Origin of the sequence: Mesorhizobium sp. LSHC412B00, from assembly GCF_000503035.1 — a bacterium.
GTDB lineage: Bacteria > Pseudomonadota > Alphaproteobacteria > Rhizobiales > Rhizobiaceae > Mesorhizobium.
In genome coordinates this window covers 1-18301 of record NZ_AYWB01000017.1, presented here as the reverse complement: position 1 = coordinate 18301, position 18301 = coordinate 1, and the positions used below count along the sequence as shown (strand labels likewise).

General features: G+C 58.6%; 17 protein-coding genes. 14 read left to right on the top strand and 3 right to left on the bottom strand.

Going from position 1 to position 18301, the window contains the following annotated elements:
- Window positions 1–106 precede the first annotated feature (106 nt).
- From X757_RS141280 to X757_RS141320, 9 genes are all read left to right on the top strand, one after another.
- The gene (locus tag X757_RS141280) at window positions 107–835 is read left to right on the top strand and encodes an NDP-sugar synthase (RefSeq protein ID WP_023681041.1); all 729 of its coding nucleotides are present in this window, start codon (window positions 107–109) and stop codon (window positions 833–835) included.
- Between the two features lie 49 nt (window positions 836–884).
- The gene (locus X757_RS141285) at window positions 885–2036 is read left to right on the top strand and encodes a DegT/DnrJ/EryC1/StrS aminotransferase family protein (RefSeq protein WP_023670904.1); all 1152 of its coding nucleotides are present in this window, start codon (window positions 885–887) and stop codon (window positions 2034–2036) included.
- Window positions 2033–2707, top strand: a complete 675-nt coding sequence (locus X757_RS141290) for a sugar transferase (RefSeq protein WP_023681043.1) — start codon at window positions 2033–2035, stop codon at window positions 2705–2707. The genes X757_RS141285 and X757_RS141290 overlap by 4 nt, the downstream gene beginning before the upstream one ends.
- A 44-nt stretch (window positions 2708–2751) precedes the next feature.
- The gene (locus X757_RS141295; protein WP_023681044.1) at window positions 2752–3756 is read left to right on the top strand and encodes an SDR family NAD(P)-dependent oxidoreductase; all 1005 of its coding nucleotides are present in this window, start codon (window positions 2752–2754) and stop codon (window positions 3754–3756) included.
- Window positions 3753–5030 carry a hypothetical protein gene (locus tag X757_RS141300; protein WP_023727377.1) on the top strand — a complete coding sequence of 426 codons (1278 nt, stop codon included), beginning with the start codon at window positions 3753–3755 and terminating at the stop codon, window positions 5028–5030. Before X757_RS141295 ends, X757_RS141300 begins: the two co-directional genes overlap by 4 nt.
- Window positions 5017–6276, top strand: a complete 1260-nt coding sequence (locus X757_RS141305; RefSeq protein ID WP_023701104.1) for a polysaccharide biosynthesis/export family protein — start codon at window positions 5017–5019, stop codon at window positions 6274–6276. Before X757_RS141300 ends, X757_RS141305 begins: the two co-directional genes overlap by 14 nt.
- Before the next feature lie 71 nt (window positions 6277–6347).
- A complete protein-coding gene (locus X757_RS141310) occupies window positions 6348–7262 on the top strand; it encodes a bifunctional 2-polyprenyl-6-hydroxyphenol methylase/3-demethylubiquinol 3-O-methyltransferase UbiG (RefSeq protein WP_023727376.1) in 915 nt (304 codons plus the stop codon).
- Window positions 7263–7598: 336 nt separating this feature from the next.
- Complete coding sequence (locus X757_RS141315; RefSeq protein WP_023727375.1) at window positions 7599–9311, top strand: type I secretion system permease/ATPase; 1713 nt, start codon at window positions 7599–7601, stop codon at window positions 9309–9311.
- Between the two features lie 26 nt (window positions 9312–9337).
- The gene (locus tag X757_RS141320; RefSeq protein ID WP_023701101.1) at window positions 9338–10675 is read left to right on the top strand and encodes an HlyD family type I secretion periplasmic adaptor subunit; all 1338 of its coding nucleotides are present in this window, start codon (window positions 9338–9340) and stop codon (window positions 10673–10675) included.
- Between the two features lie 266 nt (window positions 10676–10941).
- Here X757_RS141320 and X757_RS141325 read toward each other — a convergent pair whose 3' ends face one another.
- Entirely contained in the window at window positions 10942–12372 is a 1431-nt protein-coding gene (locus tag X757_RS141325; RefSeq protein ID WP_023727374.1) for a hypothetical protein, read from the bottom strand.
- A 772-nt stretch (window positions 12373–13144) separates the two neighbouring features.
- Between X757_RS141325 and X757_RS1000000169790 the strand changes: the two genes are divergently transcribed.
- A complete protein-coding gene (locus X757_RS1000000169790) occupies window positions 13145–13372 on the top strand; it encodes an aminotransferase class I/II-fold pyridoxal phosphate-dependent enzyme (RefSeq protein ID WP_084629656.1) in 228 nt (75 codons plus the stop codon).
- A gap of 1076 nt (window positions 13373–14448) precedes the next feature.
- Here X757_RS1000000169790 and X757_RS141330 read toward each other — a convergent pair.
- A complete protein-coding gene (locus X757_RS141330) occupies window positions 14449–14961 on the bottom strand; it encodes a response regulator (protein ID WP_245275108.1) in 513 nt (170 codons plus the stop codon).
- Window positions 14962–15014: 53 nt separating this feature from the next.
- On the opposite strand from X757_RS141330, the gene X757_RS01000000165260 reads away from it, so the two are divergent.
- Together X757_RS01000000165260 and X757_RS141335 are read left to right on the top strand one after the other, a co-directional pair.
- Window positions 15015–15437 carry a hypothetical protein gene (locus X757_RS01000000165260; protein WP_245275107.1) on the top strand — a complete coding sequence of 141 codons (423 nt, stop codon included), beginning with the start codon at window positions 15015–15017 and terminating at the stop codon, window positions 15435–15437.
- A complete protein-coding gene (locus X757_RS141335) occupies window positions 15430–15657 on the top strand; it encodes a hypothetical protein (RefSeq protein ID WP_245263537.1) in 228 nt (75 codons plus the stop codon). Before X757_RS01000000165260 ends, X757_RS141335 begins: the two co-directional genes overlap by 8 nt.
- 411 nt (window positions 15658–16068) lie before the next feature.
- On the opposite strand, the gene X757_RS141340 is transcribed toward X757_RS141335, so the two are convergent.
- Entirely contained in the window at window positions 16069–16302 is a 234-nt protein-coding gene (locus X757_RS141340) for a hypothetical protein (protein WP_306413638.1), read from the bottom strand.
- A 474-nt stretch (window positions 16303–16776) separates the two neighbouring features.
- On the opposite strand from X757_RS141340, the gene X757_RS1000000169125 reads away from it, so the two are divergent.
- Window positions 16777–17223, top strand: coding sequence for a hypothetical protein (locus X757_RS1000000169125; protein ID WP_245275118.1), 447 nt, complete (start codon window positions 16777–16779; stop codon window positions 17221–17223).
- 271 nt (window positions 17224–17494) lie between these two features.
- The gene (locus tag X757_RS141345; protein WP_023727366.1) at window positions 17495–17872 is read left to right on the top strand and encodes a DUF1330 domain-containing protein; all 378 of its coding nucleotides are present in this window, start codon (window positions 17495–17497) and stop codon (window positions 17870–17872) included.
- Window positions 17873–18301: the final 429 nt, after the last annotated feature.

Here is an 18301-nt window from a genome sequence, read left to right as displayed (position 1 = left end):
TGATGTTCGGATTGCCGCCGAGGTTTGGCCGGATTTGAGGGTGTGCCCTGGCCGGACAATGGAACACCGATCCCGAACAAAGCCAACTGCAGATCAGGAGGATCGAATGAAAGCGGTGATTCAATGTGGTGGGATGGGTACGCGCCTTCGACCGTTTACATCGGTCCTGCCGAAACCATTAATGCCGATAGGGGCCAGGCCTGTTCTTGAGTTGCTTTTGAAGTGGCTGCGGCGCAACGGCATTGAAGAGGTATATATTACGACAGGGTATCTAGGACATTTGATCCGGAGCGTCTGCGGCGACGGATCGCAATGGAACTTGAAGATCAAATATACCCAGGAAATGGAGCCACTCGGCACCGTCGGACCTCTCTCTCTGATTAGGGATGAACTGAACGAAACATTTGTCGTTCTGAACGGCGATGTCCTCACAGATCTAAGCCTGAGCCGGTTTGTAGCCGCGCACCGCTTGCATAGGGATCCCGTTACGATCGCCACGGCATGCCGTCATATCAAGATGGACTTCGGCGTCATCGACGAGATCGACAATACCGTCCAGCTCTTCCGGGAAAAGCCGACGCTTTCCCATCTCGTCAGCATGGGGATTTACTGCATGAACCCAGATGTCCTGCGGTTCATTCCGTCCGGGATCCCATTTGGGTTCGATGACCTGATGCTGCAGATGATGCAGGGCGGCACGACCGTGCATGTTTACAAGCATGACGGTCTTTGGCTCGACATCGGTCGTGTCGATGACTTCCAGAATGCACAGGCAATTGCCTGGGAAGATCAGTCGTCCTCAATCGAGGTCGCGGCTGCCGCTGCAGCCGCATGAAAGTCTGATGCAGAGGTCTAGCCACTAACAAGGCTTTCAGGAGGTCAAGATGCTCTTGGTGAGCGCCCCGATCCTAGGCGTGCCAGAGAAGGCAGCCCTGTCGCAGGTGATTGATAGCGGCTGGCTTACGATGGGGGACAGGGTACGAGAGTTCGAACAGGCCTTTGCCAGCATGCATGGCGCGCGAGATTGCGTCGCGGTTGGTTCCTGCACCGCAGCGCTCCATCTTCTCCTCCATGCTTTGGGCATCGGCCCTGGCGACGAAGTACTGGTTCCTTCGCTGACGTTCGTGGCGACGGCGAATGCGGTGCTGTATGTAGGGGCGACGCCGGTCTTCGTCGACATCGAGTCCGTCGACGTGCCGTTGATCTCGGTTGCGGAAGCCGAAGCGCGGTGCACGACGCGCACGAAAGCGGTCATTCTCGTTCACTTCGCCGGGTATCTCGCCGATCGGGAACAATGGCAGCGGTTCGCCCGGCTTCGCGGGCTGCATATCATCGAGGACGCTGCGCACGCGCCCGGGCTTAGGGAAGTCGGGACCTTCGGCGCCGCGGCCGCGTTCAGCTTCTATGGCAACAAGAACATGACAACGGCCGAAGGGGGCGCCGTGATTGCACGTGACCCCGATCTGCTCGACAGGGTTCGCCTGGCCCGCGGGCACGGAATGACCACGGGGACGCATCAGCGGCTGAACAGTCGTACGCCGCAATATGATGTCACGATGCTCGGGTTCAACTACCGAATGGACGAGATGCGAGCGGCAATAGGGCTGGTTCAGTTGCAGAACCTGCAAGAGTGGAACGAAATCAGGCGTATCATAGCTGTCTTGTACCGACGCCTGATCGCGGACCGTTGCCCAGCCATTGTCATTCCATTTAGCGAACCCCGGACGTCGGCTTACCACATCATGCCGATCGTCCTGCCGCGCTACGCGAGCCGGCAGGATGTCATCGACGAGCTGCGGACACAGGGCATACAGACCACCATCCACTACCCGCCGGTGCACCAAATGACGTTCTACCGCGAGCGCTTTCCCGGCGTGAGTTTGCCCCGAACAGAGGATTTCGCTGAGCGAGAGCTCACAATTCCGCTGCACCCCCAGATCACTTCCGCCGCCGCCGAATCAGTCGTGGCTGCCCTGGCAGCCGCGCTCAAAACAGGCGCGCTCAAAGCAGGCGCCCAAAGAGGAACTGCTGCATGAATGCGTTAGACCCTGCCTTTCACCGGATGTTCGTTCCCAATCCTGATCACGGCTTTGCGAGACGCGCAATCGATCTTGCGGTGGCGGGCATCGCTACCGTCGCATTGGCGCCATTGATGCTGCTGATCGCCGGAGCGCTTCTGCTCGAGGGCGGTGGCTCGATCTTGTTCGCTCAGACCCGCATCGGGGCCGGCGGCCGAACCTTCCGCATGTACAAATTTCGCAAATTCGGTGTGAACTGCGGCTCTCAAGGCCTTGCGCTGACGGTCGTGGGCGATACACGCATGACCACCGTTGGCCGCTTTCTCGCAGCGACGAAGCTGGACGAACTACCGCAGCTGTGGAATGTCCTCAAAGGCGAAATGGCGATCGTCGGCCCACGGCCCGAGAGCCTGGCTTTCGCCGATTGTTTCCGGGGCGAGCTTAGGGCCGTGCTGCAATACAAGCCAGGCCTGCTGGGACCAGCCCAGGTCGTTTTTCGGCACGAAGCGCATTACTTCCCCCAATCCGTAGATCCGATCGTGTTCTACCGGGAGGTCATGTTCCCCGCCAAGGCAACACTGGACCTCTCATATTATCCGCGACGCACCATCGTCTCCGACCTCGCGTGGATGGTGCGGGGAGTGCTGGCAGTGGTCGGTTGGGTTCCGGTACCGCCGATCGACGTTTGAATATCCAAGGGAAGCGTTCCAAACAGCCAAAGGAATGCGCAGTGATGAGCTACAATGGAAAGAAAGTCCTGGTGACCGGCGCGGACGGATTCATCGGTTCGCATGTCACGGAGGCGCTTGTTCGCAACGGGGCAGATGTCACAGCCCTTGCCCTTTACAATTCCTTCGACAGCCATGGATGGCTAGACGATCTGCCGGACACCATCCGCAGCCAGTTGAGGCTCGTCCGTGGTGACGTCCGCGACAGTGCGTTCCTTAACCGGATCATGCGCGGCCAAGCCGCGGTTTTTCATCTGGCGGCGCTTATTGCGATTCCATACTCCTACGCCGCTGCCCAGTCCTATGTGGAAACCAACATCTTAGGCACGGTGAATGTCCTCGAAGCGGCGCGCCTATGGGAGACGGAGCGGGTGATCCATACCTCGACGAGCGAGGTCTATGGAACTGCCCAAACCATGCCGATCGGCGAAACACACCCCCTGCAGGGACAGTCACCATATTCGGCATCCAAAATCGGCGCCGACATGATGGCGGAGTCCTACGCCAGGTCGTTCGATGTCCCTGTGGTCATCATGCGACCCTTCAACACGTATGGCCCGCGCCAGAGTGAGCGCGCCATCGTGCCGACCATTATCCGGCAAGTCCTCGACCCGAAATGTCCTGCGATCATGGTCGGGGATACCAGCCCGATCCGCGACCTGACCTATGTCGAAGACACCGCGACAGCGTTCCTGACCGCAGGTCTCGCCCAGCTCGAGTTCGGCCACGCCTACAACGCTGGCAGCCAACGCGCTGCGACCGTCTCGGACGTATTGGCCATTGTTCTTGAGTTGACCGATTGCAAAAAGCCGGTCCGTCGTGATGAAAGCCGCCTGAGGCCGCAAAATTCCGAAGTTCGCGCCTTGCTCGCCGATTCCTCGCGCTTTGAACGTGAGACTGGATGGCGGACACAGACCAGCCTGCGCGATGGGCTGGAGCGAACAATCACGTGGTGGCGCGAGCGCCTTAGTGAAGGCCGGGTACGGCGCGAAGTGGGTTACATGACATGACCCTGGGCGGCCGTCATGCGTTGGCGCTGTTGCTGGCTGCCGGTGCCATATCTCCCAACATCTACGTTGCCGGCGGCCGTCAAAGCAAGGCAGCGGAGGCGGCGGCCACAGCGGTTGTGGACAACCTGCCGGGCTATGTGCACGAAACAAGGGATCCTTGGTCTGGCATGGTTTTCGCACGGATCACCAGACCGGGCGTTCTCGGCCGGGCAGGTGTATGCGGGAAGAAGTACTGCACCCACCGTTACTCAAGCGCACAGGCTTGGAATGCCGACCAGAGCCTGCTCCTGATCGCCAATGGTTGCGGTGGCCTGTGCTTTCTCGACGGACAAACCTACTTGCCTTTGTTCCACCGCAACCGCGCTACCGAATGCGAATGGCATCCCACCGATCCCGAGTTGATGATCTGCGTCGGGGGCCGGCAGATTGCGACATGGGCGCCACGTACCGATCATGAGGACGTCGTGTTTGCCTCCGCAGCGTACTCCAACCTCAAATTTGGACCCAACAAAGGCAATCCGAGCCGCGACGGCAGCCGGATTGCGGTGCGTGCAACGAACAATGACGGCAGAGCGGTGGTCTTTGGCTACGATCTAAAGCTACGGCAGAAATTCCCCGATATCGATCTTGCCGAATTCCCGGGAACAACCGGCTCCTGCTCGATCTCACCACTCGGAATCAACATAGTGTGTTCCCAGCAATTACCGGACGGAATCGAAGCGAGTTTCGTCTTCTCCATAGACGGCATATTGCGCCAGAAGTGGATGGAGCACCATCGACCAGGCCATGGCGACATGACGGTCGATTCCGACGGAAGCGAAATCTATGTCGGGATCAGCAAATCGGATCCTGACAAATATCAGGTGATCAAGCGCCGCTTGGCTGATGGCAAGGCTACCTCGCTGATGAAATATGGCGAGGCCATGCATGCGTCACTCAGGTCGCTCGGCAGGCCCGGCTGGGTGTTTCTGAGTTATGGCGGCACGCCAGCCGAACTATCGCAGCACCCGGATTGGGCGCCTTACGCTCAGCAAGTCATTGCGCTGCGTCTAGACGGCAGTGGAGAGGTCCGCCGTGTCGCAGACACGCACAACGCGCCCTTCGACTACTGGAGCGAGACGCATGCCTCTCCGTCTCCAGACGGCACCCAGGTGGTCTGGTCCAGCAACTGGGGCGTGCCCGGTGGCCCGGTATACGATTTCGTTACTCGTGTTGAATGGCCTTTGAAGCCGGTGTTCGACCGGAAGGAGATTGTCGCAAATGACCTTCAGTAGACGATACGTTCTTGGCGCAGTCGTGATGATGTCGCTAACCTCGATGGCTTGCGCAGGCGAGGTCGAGCCCTATCAACTGTCACCTGGCGATACGGTCGAGATAGGAATAGCGCCGATCCCTGATCGGACGCAGCGCGCCGTAGTCCAGATGGATGGCAATATCGCCCTTCCGGAGGCGGGGATGATCATGGTCGCAGGCCTGACGGCGTCTCAATTGCAAAGGCGAATGCAAGAGCTCTTGCCAAGCAAGATTTTTCACGTGCGTCTGACTGACGGGCGGGAGCAGACAGTTACTGTCGAGCCCGACGATGTCACAGCAATCATAGCGGACTATCGCCCGATCTATGTAACGGGCGATGTGCTCACCCCAGGACAACAGGCCTACCGTCCGCTCATGACTGTACGGCAGGCGCTGGCCGTTTCCGGCGGCTTCAGTTTTTTGCGATCACGGGCGGGCCAGGCCGGGCCTGATCCGGTCGATCTCAAGCGCGATTACGAAATGCTCTGGGGAGATTACACGAAAGAATACCTTCACGCTGCCCGCATTCGCGCCGAGCTTCAGGGCCAGGCGGATTTCGACAAGAAGACACCACAGGGATCACCTCTTTCGCCGAGCGTTGTAGCCGCGATGGCTCAGGCTGAAGCAGAGGCGCTAAAGGTTGCGCTGAGTGATTTCCGGCAAGAGCAGGATTTTCTGGAGAAGGGCCGGACGGACGCTGCCGAGCAAATTGGCGTTTTGCAGAAACGCGAACGAGTCGAGGGCGAGAGCGTGAAGGCGGATGAGCAAGATTTGGCGCGAGTGACGAAGGCATTCGATGCAGGCAATCTGACCAACACCCGGCTCGCGGATGTCAGGCGCGCGTTGCTTCTGTCTTCAAGCGGCGCGCTCCAAACCTCGGTCGAGCTGATGAGGGCGCGACGCCAGCAGGAGGACTTTGTCAGACAGCACGAACGCAACGACAATCAAAGAAGGATTGGCTTGCTGACGGATCTGAAGGACACCAACGCTCGGCTAGCGGATGTCACCGCCAGGCTCCATGCCGCCAGCGAGAAGCTGCAGCCGACCGGAGCATCCACACAGCCATTGCCGATTGCCGGCGAAACGGTACGGGCCCAGGTGACCATCGTGCGCAAGATCGGCAATGAATGGCGCAAGCTGTTGGTTGACGAAGATGCGATTGTGCTGCCGGGGGATACTCTCGAAGCCAGATTCAGCAGTGAACTGCAAAGTGTGGCAGTCCAATAGGGCGTCAGCGCAGTCCGTGCGGAGCTTACTGTTCTATCGGGGGGGCGAACCCAACTGAACGGAGATCCAAGGTGAGGCGCATTTTCAACCAGGGAGCGACCCTGACACCCTCAACGAACGCGGATCAGATGACGCAGTCTGCAAGTTATGCTTCCCATATGCCGTCAGCGCGAATTGTGCGGTCCAGGTCGCGCGCCGGTGAGTCCGGAAATTGGCAGGAATTTACGTCCAGCAAGGAGAGCAATGCGCAGGGCGGCTGGGTGTCGGACGGCTATAGGACCAGCCATTGCGCGCCCGGCTACGGCCTACATTACAACAAAACGCACAGTTCCGGCTATTATGGCGCGCTTTGGGAGAACATCGAAAAGCCCCTGATCCTCAACGTTCTTCGCCCCTTGAGCGGAGCGAGCCGAAACTGCCTCGATTTCGCATGCGGAACAGGTCGCATCGCCGAGGTAGCCGCCGGCCTCTTCAGCGAGGTGGTTGGCGCCGACGTTTCCAGAACTATGCTCGACAGCGCTCAAGTACCGCCCAATGTGAGTTTGCGTCACGTCGACCTGACAAGGGAGAATTTGGGTATGACGTTCGATGTGGTAACCGCATTTCGTTTTTTCCTGAACGCAGAGGATGAACTGAAATGGCATGCACTGAAAGCGATCAATGAGCACCTGAAAGATGGCGGGCGGCTTGTGTGCAACGTTCACATGAATGCGACGTCGCCCGTCGGCCTGGCGTGCCGGCTGCTCAATCGAGTGTCTGGACGCACAATTCGCCACACGCTGAGCGCGGCGAGGTTCAAGGCCCTCCTGACTGCCTCGGGATTCACCGTCGAGCAGACGATACCGTACGGTTACCTGCCTCGGCCGGGAAACCTGTTGCCAGGGTTCTGTGAAATGATGATGCAGCCTGTCGAGAAGGCCTGCAGAAGGCTTTGCGTTCCTGGCCAGCTGGCGCAACACTTCCTGGTTGTTGCGAGGAAGCGCTAAAGCGCGAAAATGTCCCGAAAAAAGGGCAGGGGGTGGTTTTCTTGGGCCGCTCCGCCCGGCATGAAGCCCCGCCCAAATACCATGGAACGGCAGTTTTCCCCCGATTTGACATGTGGGTTCCGGGTTTCTGAGGGCAGCGCCACGATTTTGCTACATTTTGACTAAAGTCCAAGCATGTTAGTGGGGCGTAATATTAGAAGGCTAAGGGGATACGCTCCTGAACAGCAAGAGATTGTCGGTGCCCAGTGGGGCCAGTGAGCTTGCGCAACGATCTCTCACGGGAGGTCGAAGCCTATGAACCCTGGTGGAAGGAGTTCGTCGGATCTGCGAGGCGCAATGCTTGGGACCGTGCCTGGCCTGGTAGGCGTCGGCATCTTCTCGGCAGTCATAAACCTTCTCGCCCTGACCGGCTCGGTCTATATGCTGCAAATTTACGATCGCGTTTTACCTTCGCAGAGCGTTCCGACGCTTGTCGGGTTCACCATCGGAATGCTGGGTCTTTACGCTGTCTACGGGCTGCTGGATTTCGTGCGGCTGCGCCTGCTGGTTCGAGTGGGCAATCGTGTCCATAGGAATTTGAAGCAGAGGGTGTTCGGCCTCTCGCTGTCCTTGCCGCTCATCGGCGGGCAGGATGCGAACCGGATACAGCCCCTCCGTGATCTCGATCAGTTACGCGGCTTCCTTTCCGGAATGGGGCCGACTGTTATATTCGACGCTCCGTGGATTCCATTTTACCTGCTGATCATCTATTTCCTGCATCCTGCGCTCGGTCTGTTGTCCACAAGCGGTGCGATCATTGTCGTGCTGCTCACGGTCATGGCGGAAGTTCTTGGCCGCACATCGGTGACACGCGCGTCCGAGACGCTGGTGTCGCAACGCAATCTCGCCGAATCCGGACGCCGCAACGCGGAAGTCGTACGCGCGATGGGCCTTTCCGCACGGCTTGCCCACCGCTGGGGCGAGATCAATAACGCACATCTGCGGCACCAAGAGAGGCTTTCCGACGTCGTCGGCGCCACCGGGGCACTCTCTAGGGCACTGCGTTTGGCCTTGCAGTCCTGCGTTCTTGGACTGGGTGCCTACCTGGTGATAGGAGGCGAAGCCTCGCCAGGTGTGATCATCGCATCCTCCATCTTGCTGGGTCGCTCATTGGCTCCTGTTGACGCCGCTATCGCGAACTGGCGAGGCTTCGCCGCGTTCCGGCAAAGCTATTCGCAACTGGCAACGGCGCTGGCCGCTTTTCCTGACCGGGACGAACATATGGAACTTCCGCGCCCCCAAGCGGAGCTTGCGGTCGAGGACCTGACCATAGCGCCACCGGGCCAGCAAAAACCGACGGTAGCCAATGTCAACTTCCGCCTGGCTGCAGGGACGGGAATGGCCGTTGTCGGCCCGAGCGGCTCTGGCAAAAGCACGCTTGTGCGCGCGCTGGTGGGCGTCTGGCAGCCACTTCGCGGCACGGTGAGGCTGGACGACGCCTCGCTTGACCAATGGGACCAAGAACACCTTGGCGCACATATTGGCTACCTGCCCCAGGACGTCGAACTGTTTGATGGAACGGTTGCCGATAACATTTCGCGATTTGGCGGGAAGGGCGACGCCAAGGGCGTGCTGGCAGCTGCCAAGGCAGCGGGCGTCGACAAAATGATAATGCGATTGCCGAACGGTTTTCAAACACGCATGGGCGAGGGAGGAACAGCCTTGTCGGCTGGACAGCGGCAACTCGTAGGGCTTGCAAGGGCACTTTACGGCGATCCGTTTCTTGTCGTTCTGGACGAGCCGAATTCAAATCTGGACGTCGATGGCGATACCGCCTTGGCCGGCGCGATCCTGGCAGTGCGCAGACGTGGAGGCATCGTCATCGTAGTTGCGCACCGTCCTTCTGCCCTTACCAACATCGACAGGGTACTCGTAATGTCCAATGGGATGCTTCACGCCTTCGGCTCACGCGAGGAGGTCCTGGCCAACGTCATCCGCCCCTTTGCTGCGCCGGTTGAACGCCCGGCAGCGGCCGTCGCGATGCACAAAGGGGTGAGCGGTCACGCATGAGGAATATTTTTTTGTCTGAGGCGACGATGGCTCCATCGGCCCCGATCGGCAATGGGAGCCGGCGCAACGCGATTTCGGGCACGCGCGATGGAATCGGGGCCAACCTGATCCTGGGTGCGGCGGTCACGGTTATGTTGCTTGCCGGCGGCGGGCTCTGGCTCGGTCTGACCAAGATTGCTGGCGCGGTAATTGCGCCGGCGACCGTGGTGGTCGAGAGCAACATAAAGAAGGTGCAGCATCTGACGGGCGGCACGATAGGTGGCATCTTCGCGCAAGACGGGGATCATGTACGGGCCGGCGATGTGATGGCACGGTTGGACGACACACTGACACGAGCCAATCTGCAGATAATTAGCAAGGATCTTGATCGGGCAACGGTTCGGCTTGTGCGGCTGGAGGCAGAGCGGCAAGGCCTGTCGGAGATGCAGCTTCCGTTCAGCCTTCAAGCGCGAATGGGCGAGCCGGAGCTGGCTGCGCTGGTGAACGGCGAGCGCACGCTGTTCGACAGCCGCGCTACGGCCCTCAACGGGCAGAAGGCACAATTGCAAAGCCGCTCAAAGCAACTCGAACGCCAAGTTGAGGGCCTCAAGGCGCAACAGACCGCGGAAGAACAATCCGTGGTCCTGCTGGATGGCGATCTTGTCGATGTACAGGCGCTTTTTACAAAGAAACTGGTGTCCAAAGAGCGACTTAGCAACATCAGACTGGATGCCACCCGGGCGCACGGAGAATCAGGGCGCCTCGCGGCGGCAGTTGCCGAGGCGCAGGCCCGGATCAGCGAGACCGAATTGCAGATTCTTCAGCTCGATGAACAAAGGCGTAGTGACGTAACGAGCGAACTTCGTGAAACGGAAGCCAAGCAAACCGAACTCAGCGAGCGCAAGGTTGTGGCACAGGACGAACTGGCCAAAACCACCATCCGCGCTCCGCAATCGGGAACGGTACAGGAATCTTCCATTCACACGATCGGCGGCGTGATTGCCGCGGGCGAGGTTCTCATGATGATTGTCCCTGACACCGGCAACCTTGTCGTCGACGCGCTGATTGCGCCGTCGCGCATAGATGACGTTCGTCCTGGTCAGCGGGTCTCGATCCGGTTTCCGGCTTTCGACGCCGGCACTACGCCTGCCTGCCAAGGGTCTGTCAAGCGCATCTCGGCGGACCTGATAAAAGATCAACAGCGCCAGCTTTCTTATTTCTCGGCGCGCATCAATGTCGAAGACAAGTCCACCTGTCTGACCGATGCCAAAGTGCTCAAACCCGGTATGCCAGCGGAGGTTCACATAAGTACGGACGAACACAGCGTCTGGTCTTATCTGCTGAAGCCGCTTACCGACCAGATGTCGAGGGCTTTCCGGGAATGACATGGCGGCTGTGAGCGGCGTGCTTGCTGACATATTAGGGTAGGCGACGTGATGCCACAGGGGTGACGCCTGCGGCCGACGCGCGAGGCTCGTCTGGGACATTGTCCCGGCTACAAGGATGCCCCAACAGGATTTTCCTGGCCGCCTCACCAAGTCCTGCCCGACAACAGCGTTAGTGTCCTGTCATCTTTTGCGCAACAAACAGCGCATACCGTTCCACGATCATCGACAGGGGCAATTGCCTCACGAGGAGAGGTTCTTTGCCCCTACGACGCGGCGAGGGACCTCCGGCGGACACGGCGTGCGGCATGCACCGTTCGGTCTGCAGTCACCGCTACATTTGCCACGTCAGATGTATGCGGCAAGGCGTTCGCGCTTCCATGCGACCTCTTGTAGGGCAGCAATTCCCTGACCCGAGCATTGACCGAGGCAATTTCGACCCGCAAGTCCTCACATTCCTGCCGTCTCACATCGAGTTCAATCTGATCGGACGCCTGCTGCATGGACAGTTGTGCAAAATCTGCGGTGATCTTGGAAAGGTTCACCTTGTTGGTTTCGGCCTCCTCAGCGAGTGCGGCCAACCTTTCGTCAGTCACCTGTTTTTCCGCTAGGGCGTCGCTCCATTGTAGCTGGAGCCTGGCGATCTCGGCCGCGGCCTCGTTGTTTGCGATTGAGGCGAGTTCGAAGCGCGATTGGAGGCTTTGAACTTCTGAGCGCAATCCTCGGTTCTCAGCCTGGCAGCGTTTAAGCTCGCCATCCATGTCCGCCTGCATAATCCTGGCTGCTTCGGTCACCTCCCATAACTTCGCCTGCGCAACCTCGAGTGAGGTGTGCAATTTGATTGCCTCTTTTTCGCTCTTGCCGAGCGCACTCAGCATTTCGGAATTTCGCGCAGCTTCGTTGGCATGGATCGTCGAGAAGGCATCCAGCCTATGCCGTGCCTCTTCCTCCCGCTTCATGGCCTTTTCCAGGTCAATAGACAGGCTCACATTCTTTTCACGCAGCTGTTTGTTCTCTCGGGAGCGCCTGTCGGCCTCGACATTTGCGGCGGCAAGCATGTTCGTGAGGTCGCCAAATTCCGCTTCGTTCTTTGTGGTGGTGTTCGCCGCTTCGACCAGCTCCAGCCTTGCCGCGGCCAACGCGCCACGGAGCACTTCACACTCCTGAACAAGGCTTGCCTGGCGCTGCTGCAATGTCTCGATGGTGCCTTGACGCTCACAGTACCGTCTGTTCAGGTCATTGAGTGTTTCCGACAAGTTCCTTTGATCTGCGATCAGATTTTGATTCGCCAGCTCCAGTTCGTTCGCACGGAGAATGTCCGCGTGAAGGATGTGAAAAAACTCGAACGTCAGTTGACATGTGCTTGTAATTTCGGAGATTTTTGCGTTGATCTCCTCGAAATGGAGCTTGGCATCGTGGAACAAGCCGTTAAACGAGCTCACGGCAGCAATTCGGCTCTGCGTATGTGAGGTCATCCGATGCGCTGGTATCGGCGAGCTATCATCGTCGTCGCCGGCACCGTCCTCGCTTGGTGCGCTGTCATCCTGTTCGTTGTTGTCGCCTGCCATGTTTGGCACGTCGGCGACATCCTCCAAATCGAGGCACTGGTCGACAGCGTCAGCCAAGTCAGCTTCGAGATCGTCGAACGACCTCTCCACATTGTCCTCGGCGCGTCTGATCAAATCCCTGAACTTCATGACTTCATCCCCTGCAGCCGCATGCCCGGAACCATTGAGGCACGAGGACTGAGATGCTTTTGTATCGAGAGCTCAACTCAGCGTCTTCGTTCAATCAAACGATGCCAGGGCGCCGGCGCCGCGAGGAGCCGAGAGCTGCGATTGGAAGGCCCTACATCGGTCTAGGTGCCTGCTGACTTATTCTTGAGGACTGCGCGGCTCCCCTTCTTGCCAACGTCTTGGCGTCAATGGTGTGTTGCCTGGGCACATTAACGCTCAGGTGCAGAAGCCCCGACGAACGGCCCGGCACAGCCTCTTGTGGGGCGCATCAGGCGGCCGGGCCTAACCGGCGGTTGAGTGTTTTGGTTTGCCGGCTGACTCACCATGCGACATTGGCGAGGCAAGCGCATCATTCGAACGAATTGGGGACCGGCCGCCTGGCCGCTCAATCACACTAAGCTTCCGTTGCCGGAGCTGGCAACGAGGTGCTTTGCCTCGAGCCTTGGTATCTACATACGAAGCGGCAATACGCGCCGATGGAGCAGTGGTCCGACCCGTCAAACTATCGCTGCAAAATGCGCGGCGGAAGGCATCCGAGGATATTCTCCGTTCAGCGGTAGGAGATCGAACGCGGGCGATCTTGCTGAATTCCCCAAACAATCCCGGCGGATATGTGTTCGGCAAGGAGGATCATTGCCATATTTGCCGAGCGGCACCATCTATGGATCATCAGCGATGAGGTTTACCGCAGCACAGTGTTCGACGGCGAGTTCCTCTCAATAGCATTCCCGGAATGAGAGAGCGGACGATAATTGTGAACAGCCTCTCGAAGTCTCATGCAATGACCGGCTGGAGGCTAGCGTGGACGCTTGGGCCGGTCTCGGCATCAGTTCATCTGGAAAATCTTGCGCAATGCATGCTCTTCGGATCGCCGACCTGTATTCAGGATGCCGCTGCGGTGACTCTCGATGAGGCGGTGACGCAGAGATGCGATTCTTTTCGGACGCCCTTCTGCCGTTGATGTTGACCATTGCTGTGCGGATGTTCGCCGGGATATGCGTGAACCTTATCGTCCGCTGCGGCGCTCAATTTGCTTGGGGTTCTTGGAACCGTTCCGAACTTTCTCCTTGCGCCTCCGATCGAGTTGCGCGTGCTCATGCGGGGCGCTGAGGTGTCTCGATCCGCAGTGGCGCGGCCATTATGCGACGAAGCCGATCAGCTTAGTTGAAATTTGTCCCCAGCGGACGGGAACGACGCTTGGCCATGTTAGTTGATGTGAATGGAGCAGCTAAGAAAAGATCTGGCATTGCTTACGCGACCGGGCTTCTGGATAGCTTTCGGCATTTTGTTGCTGCTTTACGGGATTCAGGTCTTTTTTCTAATTCGGGCATGCCAATGCCTTTAGCCTGGAACATCGATCCCCCTAGCTGGAACGCGGTCTGTCCATCTCCCGGCGGCTGCGGCGATAGCGTTGATCAACGATATATTCATTTATAAGCCTGCTATTCCCGGGGATGCCGAGGTTGGCAGCGCCTGCATCGTTGATTACGCACGTGGCGCTCCCCTCAAGATAGGTGGTTACCATTCTCGCGCTGCCGGTGAGCATTGGAGTCCGCACTGTGTTGGACGTGCGCTCATGCGTCGGGAAATTTCTTATAGACAGGGGAGGGTCTGTCAGGCTGGAAAATCACAAGCTGCCCCGCGAATGAGGAAGCAAAAAAGGTGCAAGACCAGATCGATTTCTTCCGGGCAACTCGGTCCTCGCATCATCGCCGATCAGCGGCCGTACCGTCGAGAACCAAAATGCGCACGATCTCAGCCGGTCGGCTTCGGCCAAAACATGCGGACTACCGGACGGGGACAGTCGGTGCCGCGTCCCGTCCTGTGGCCGGCGCTATGCTGACGCTCCTACGGTATCCCGTTCACCGCCCGCGGCAGGAGGGCGAATTTCCTCCGTCCTGCGCGGGACAACCGTCCACTGTTGCGGCCGCACGCAGGACTGCGGCTTATACGCCGTTCTTCCTTTGAGCGGCGTCCAGTTCGCAGGGCTAAATCACCATTGGTATGCAGACGAGCCTCTCGGCGTCTGGACAGAGATCAATTGCGCTTTGCACCAGGGTTCCTGGATCGTAAGCTCCAAACATGCTGCAGTCGCCTGATATGGTCCACTACGTTGGCCGGCTCATACGGCTTCGCAAGGTGCGGGCCTTCCTGACAAAGGTCGCCCGCCGCGATCGCAGTTCGTTCTACTGCGGCAGAAAGCACTATTTTGACCTCGGGCTTGTTCTCGCGAACCCACTTCGACAGTTGGAACCCGTTCATGTTGCCCGGCAGGTCAACGTCACACAAGACGGTGTCCACACCGAACTCCGCATAGTTCAACGCTTGTTGCGCCTCACGTGCGAAATGGGCCTCAATCACCCTGTAGCCACAGTGGCGGAGATAGTCCGCGATGACGCATCGGGCGATGACGTCGCCGTCAACCACGAGGATCGTTTGGCTCTGTTGGTTCGGGGCTTCCATTGACGGAGAACGGTCAGCAACCGGCAGGGTTCCACGCATCATGACCTGCGCGGGATGCCGACCGAAGATCGCGGCGAGATCCTGCACGAAATGATCCCTGCCGGCGGGCGCATTCAATTCAGCGGAGCGATGCCGCACTGGTGACGCCGTTTGCCACCTGGTCGACGAGACGGGCTAGAAGGCATGGTCTCGAAGCTCAAGGGCAGTCCATATCGCAGCGGCAAACGAGCGCTTGGCGCAAGATCAAGTGCTTTGAGGAAAAGGAAATGCAAATCATCGGTGCACAGCGCGAGCGCGGCAAAGCTACCCAGGTGATCATGGCTGAAAAGGGCCTCTACAAAGGCGGCGCACTCGTCAACTTCAATGCCGATGAGCGGCAAGCGCTTGGGGATCGTGTCCAGGGCAAGGTTGGCGGCCCGGTCCCGAAGGGACATAAAAAGGAAAAGGCCGAGTGGCTGAAGCCCGGACTGGTTGGCTGGGTCGAGACCCTCAAAGGCGAAGAGAAGCTGCGGCACGCAAGGCTGCTGGATTTCCGGGAGGATGATGCAAATGGCCATGCCTAAGAAAGATCAGGAACGCGCCACCTACGCCTGGATGTACGGCGCCCAAGCGCGCAAGGATGGCAAGGAGCGTGAGGTCCCAGCTTACTGGCAGGAACATGCCGACGCGTGGCTGCAGGGCTTTGACGGTGTGGCGATGGACGGTTTTGGCAAGACCAAGACCGTCAACGACGAGATGGAGGCCGAGGTCGACGAAGCTGCCGTCGAGCGCCCCGACGAATAGCCATTTTGCCGTATGCCGTATGGTCGTTTTTAATTGGAGAAGGGTTTCGTTGGGCCTATAAAGATTGCGTTTACCATTGCCTTTTTAGGGAGAATGCGATGGTTGCAACGCCCATAGAAATCGCTCAAGCCGCTACTGCGACTACGGCCACCTTGCTGAAGTGGCAGAAGTCCATGGAGGAACGCGCCACGTTTCGCCAGAACATGGATCAATCGCGCAGGGATTCAAGCCTCACGCGATCTGCTGAAGCGCCTTCGCCAACGTCATCGCGACGATATGGCGGAAAGTTCGGAAAATGCCAACCCGTCTACTGTGCCGATATCGCAACGCGCCGGCAGCTAGCGGGAGGCGACCAGAGCCGATGTGAAGGAGAAAGTTTCAGTGGGCTGTTCCTGGGGTCGGCAACGAAGTTTAAGCCTTGTCAACCAGCGACTTTTTTCGCCCGCGTGGAAGTGCCACATGTCTTTCGACAAGGCGCACGTGCTCGGCCTCGACAGTCACCAATGGCCGGAGGCTGACGGTTACCTTGTCCCCGTCGATGCGTGTGACAGGGCCGATCAATTCCATATGCTGGCCAATCACAGTCTTCCAAGTCGAATCGACAACAGAATGCGGGAAGCCGTAGGAGGGGATCGTCACGCTCATGCGATCGGGCGTCACCCGGCCGCGCACAATCGCCGTGACTGCGACCTCGTCGCCAACTTTGATACTTCCCCGAGCGATGCTCAAGACTTTGGAGCAGCCGGCGCCGGCGTCAAGATGAGGGGGAGCTAATAAAACCCCTCCGCGCCGCGATTGTGACGCGGGGCGATCCGATCGCCACCAGCGACTTAGCAGACCAATTGACGACAGCGGCCGAGAAGCCTGGCATCCCTGCCGACCAAATCAACGGCGAAATCGAAAGCGTCTTCGAACTGCTCTTAGAGGTGATGCGGCGCGAGAGTTGCGCGAGGAGAACCAGCCCGGAGGCTTCTCCGGGGCTGTGCCGGTCCTGTCCCGTTCCAGCGGATGAACTGCGCCTTCTGGCCGGTGACCGTCTCAATCGACTTCAACAGGGGTCCATGGGCCTCAGGTAGAGCTTGGCAGTGCTCCCTGTGGTACGCCAGGAGCGGCCCGGCGATGCTCTTGTGCAGCGCTTCGGCTGCCGCCAGGAAGCGCTCGATTTCAGCCCGGGAAAGCTGTTCGGAAGGTTTGGTTCTGGCCATTGGTGCTTGCGCAATTACTAATTTAGTGAAACCTTACGTTCTTCTGGGGAGTAGACGTGAGACCGGTCGGTCCAGCTATGGGGCGGCATTGAACATGATGTTTTTTCCGCGATTACTGATTGGGATGTTTGCCACGTCGACCGTGGTAGCGACCTGGATTTACCTAGCAACCGATTCGTTCTGGAAGTCCCTTGCATGGACCTCGCTGATTTTTATCATCTTTCAGGTTGCATATTTCCTATTTTCATTCGCGCTTTTCGACAAGCTTTGGTTGAAAAGAACCGAAGAAATACCGAACCCTGCCGAGCCTACCTGTCGAGACGGCGGTGTCTCATCTGAAGGGCGCTCGATGACGCTTTGAGGGAGACCGCCAGACACGAGAGCATGCGATCATGCTAATCTTTGCGAACCATGCGAAAGAAGGAAAGCCGTGGCAGCGCCAACAATCATCGAAAAGCGCGCTGGCGCTGGATGTCGCCACGGAGATCGTCGTTNGAAGGAAAGCCGTGGCAGCGCCAACAATCATCGAAAAGCGCGCTGGCGCTGGATGTCGCCACGGAGATCGTCGTTAGGGTGCGGACCGACGACGCCGAAGCCGAGGAGGGCGAGCGGGGTCTAAGGAGGAAACACAGATGGCTGCCTATCTGATAGCGGATGTAGACGTAAAAGACGCTGCCTTGTTCGAGGAATATCGGCGGGACGTTCCCGCTACCGAAGAGCGGTACGGTGGGCGGTATCTGGGCCGCGGTGGCGCCACCAAGGTTCTGGAAGGTGATTGGGATCCACACCGACTGGTCATTGTCGAATTCCCCGACATGGCGTCATTGATGGGCTGGTATNTGGAAGGTGATTGGGATCCACACCGACTGGTCATTGTCGAATTCCCCGACATGGCGTCATTGATGGGCTGGTATAATTCGCCGGAATACGCCCGGCTGATCGAGATCCGCAAACGTTCCGCTAACACCAGGATCATCGCTTTAGAAGGGATTGCAACGCCTGCGGCGTGACCCATAAGCGCGGCCAGCGGACCCGACGACAGTTGGGCATCCTCAGCGTCATTTCTTCCTCACGGCGAGATGCCGGAGCAGCAAGACCACTTAGTACCGTCTATGATCAATTTGCCGCTGCGCCGGCGAGCGAGCAAAAGACGCGGGAACAGGTGTCTCGTGACCGCCGTGTTATCCCGATCATCCGAAGACGTTCGCTCTGGTGCGGGACGACTTCAAGTTCTTTTTCAAGGGTTCGGAGGTTGGCCCACGGCTGAAGGGCTGCACAACCAAGGGCGACGATCAGCTTCTCCACCTTCAGACACATCGTGATAACCTGTCGGCCATGAAATCAGTGGCTTGAGAGAAACGTGGGCGGGCCCAGGAGACTAATTTCTGCCCATGGGAAGGCGATGTCCGCGCTAGCCGGAATGTCAGCTACCGAAGATC

Excerpts from the sequence above, each read along its gene's own strand:
- X757_RS141305 (WP_023701104.1), top strand. The coding sequence starts at position 5,017 with ATGACCTTCAGTAGACGATACGTTCTTGGCGCAGTCGTGATGATGTCG.
- X757_RS141315 (WP_023727375.1), top strand. The coding sequence starts at position 7,599 with ATGCTTGGGACCGTGCCTGGCCTGGTAGGCGTCGGCATCTTCTCGGCA.
- X757_RS141300 (WP_023727377.1), top strand. The coding sequence starts at position 3,753 with ATGACCCTGGGCGGCCGTCATGCGTTGGCGCTGTTGCTGGCTGCCGGT.
- X757_RS1000000169790 (WP_084629656.1), top strand. The coding sequence starts at position 13,145 with ATGAGAGAGCGGACGATAATTGTGAACAGCCTCTCGAAGTCTCATGCA.
- X757_RS141280 (WP_023681041.1), top strand. The coding sequence starts at position 107 with ATGAAAGCGGTGATTCAATGTGGTGGGATGGGTACGCGCCTTCGACCG.
- X757_RS141285 (WP_023670904.1), top strand. The coding sequence starts at position 885 with ATGCTCTTGGTGAGCGCCCCGATCCTAGGCGTGCCAGAGAAGGCAGCC.
- X757_RS141295 (WP_023681044.1), top strand. The coding sequence starts at position 2,752 with ATGAGCTACAATGGAAAGAAAGTCCTGGTGACCGGCGCGGACGGATTC.
- X757_RS141340 (WP_306413638.1), bottom strand. The coding sequence starts at position 16,302 with ATGAGCGTGACGATCCCCTCCTACGGCTTCCCGCATTCTGTTGTCGAT.
- X757_RS141325 (WP_023727374.1), bottom strand. The coding sequence starts at position 12,372 with ATGAAGTTCAGGGATTTGATCAGACGCGCCGAGGACAATGTGGAGAGG.
- X757_RS141320 (WP_023701101.1), top strand. The coding sequence starts at position 9,338 with ATGGCTCCATCGGCCCCGATCGGCAATGGGAGCCGGCGCAACGCGATT.
- X757_RS141290 (WP_023681043.1), top strand. The coding sequence starts at position 2,033 with ATGAATGCGTTAGACCCTGCCTTTCACCGGATGTTCGTTCCCAATCCT.
- X757_RS1000000169125 (WP_245275118.1), top strand. The coding sequence starts at position 16,777 with ATGCTCTTGTGCAGCGCTTCGGCTGCCGCCAGGAAGCGCTCGATTTCA.
- X757_RS141335 (WP_245263537.1), top strand. The coding sequence starts at position 15,430 with ATGCCTAAGAAAGATCAGGAACGCGCCACCTACGCCTGGATGTACGGC.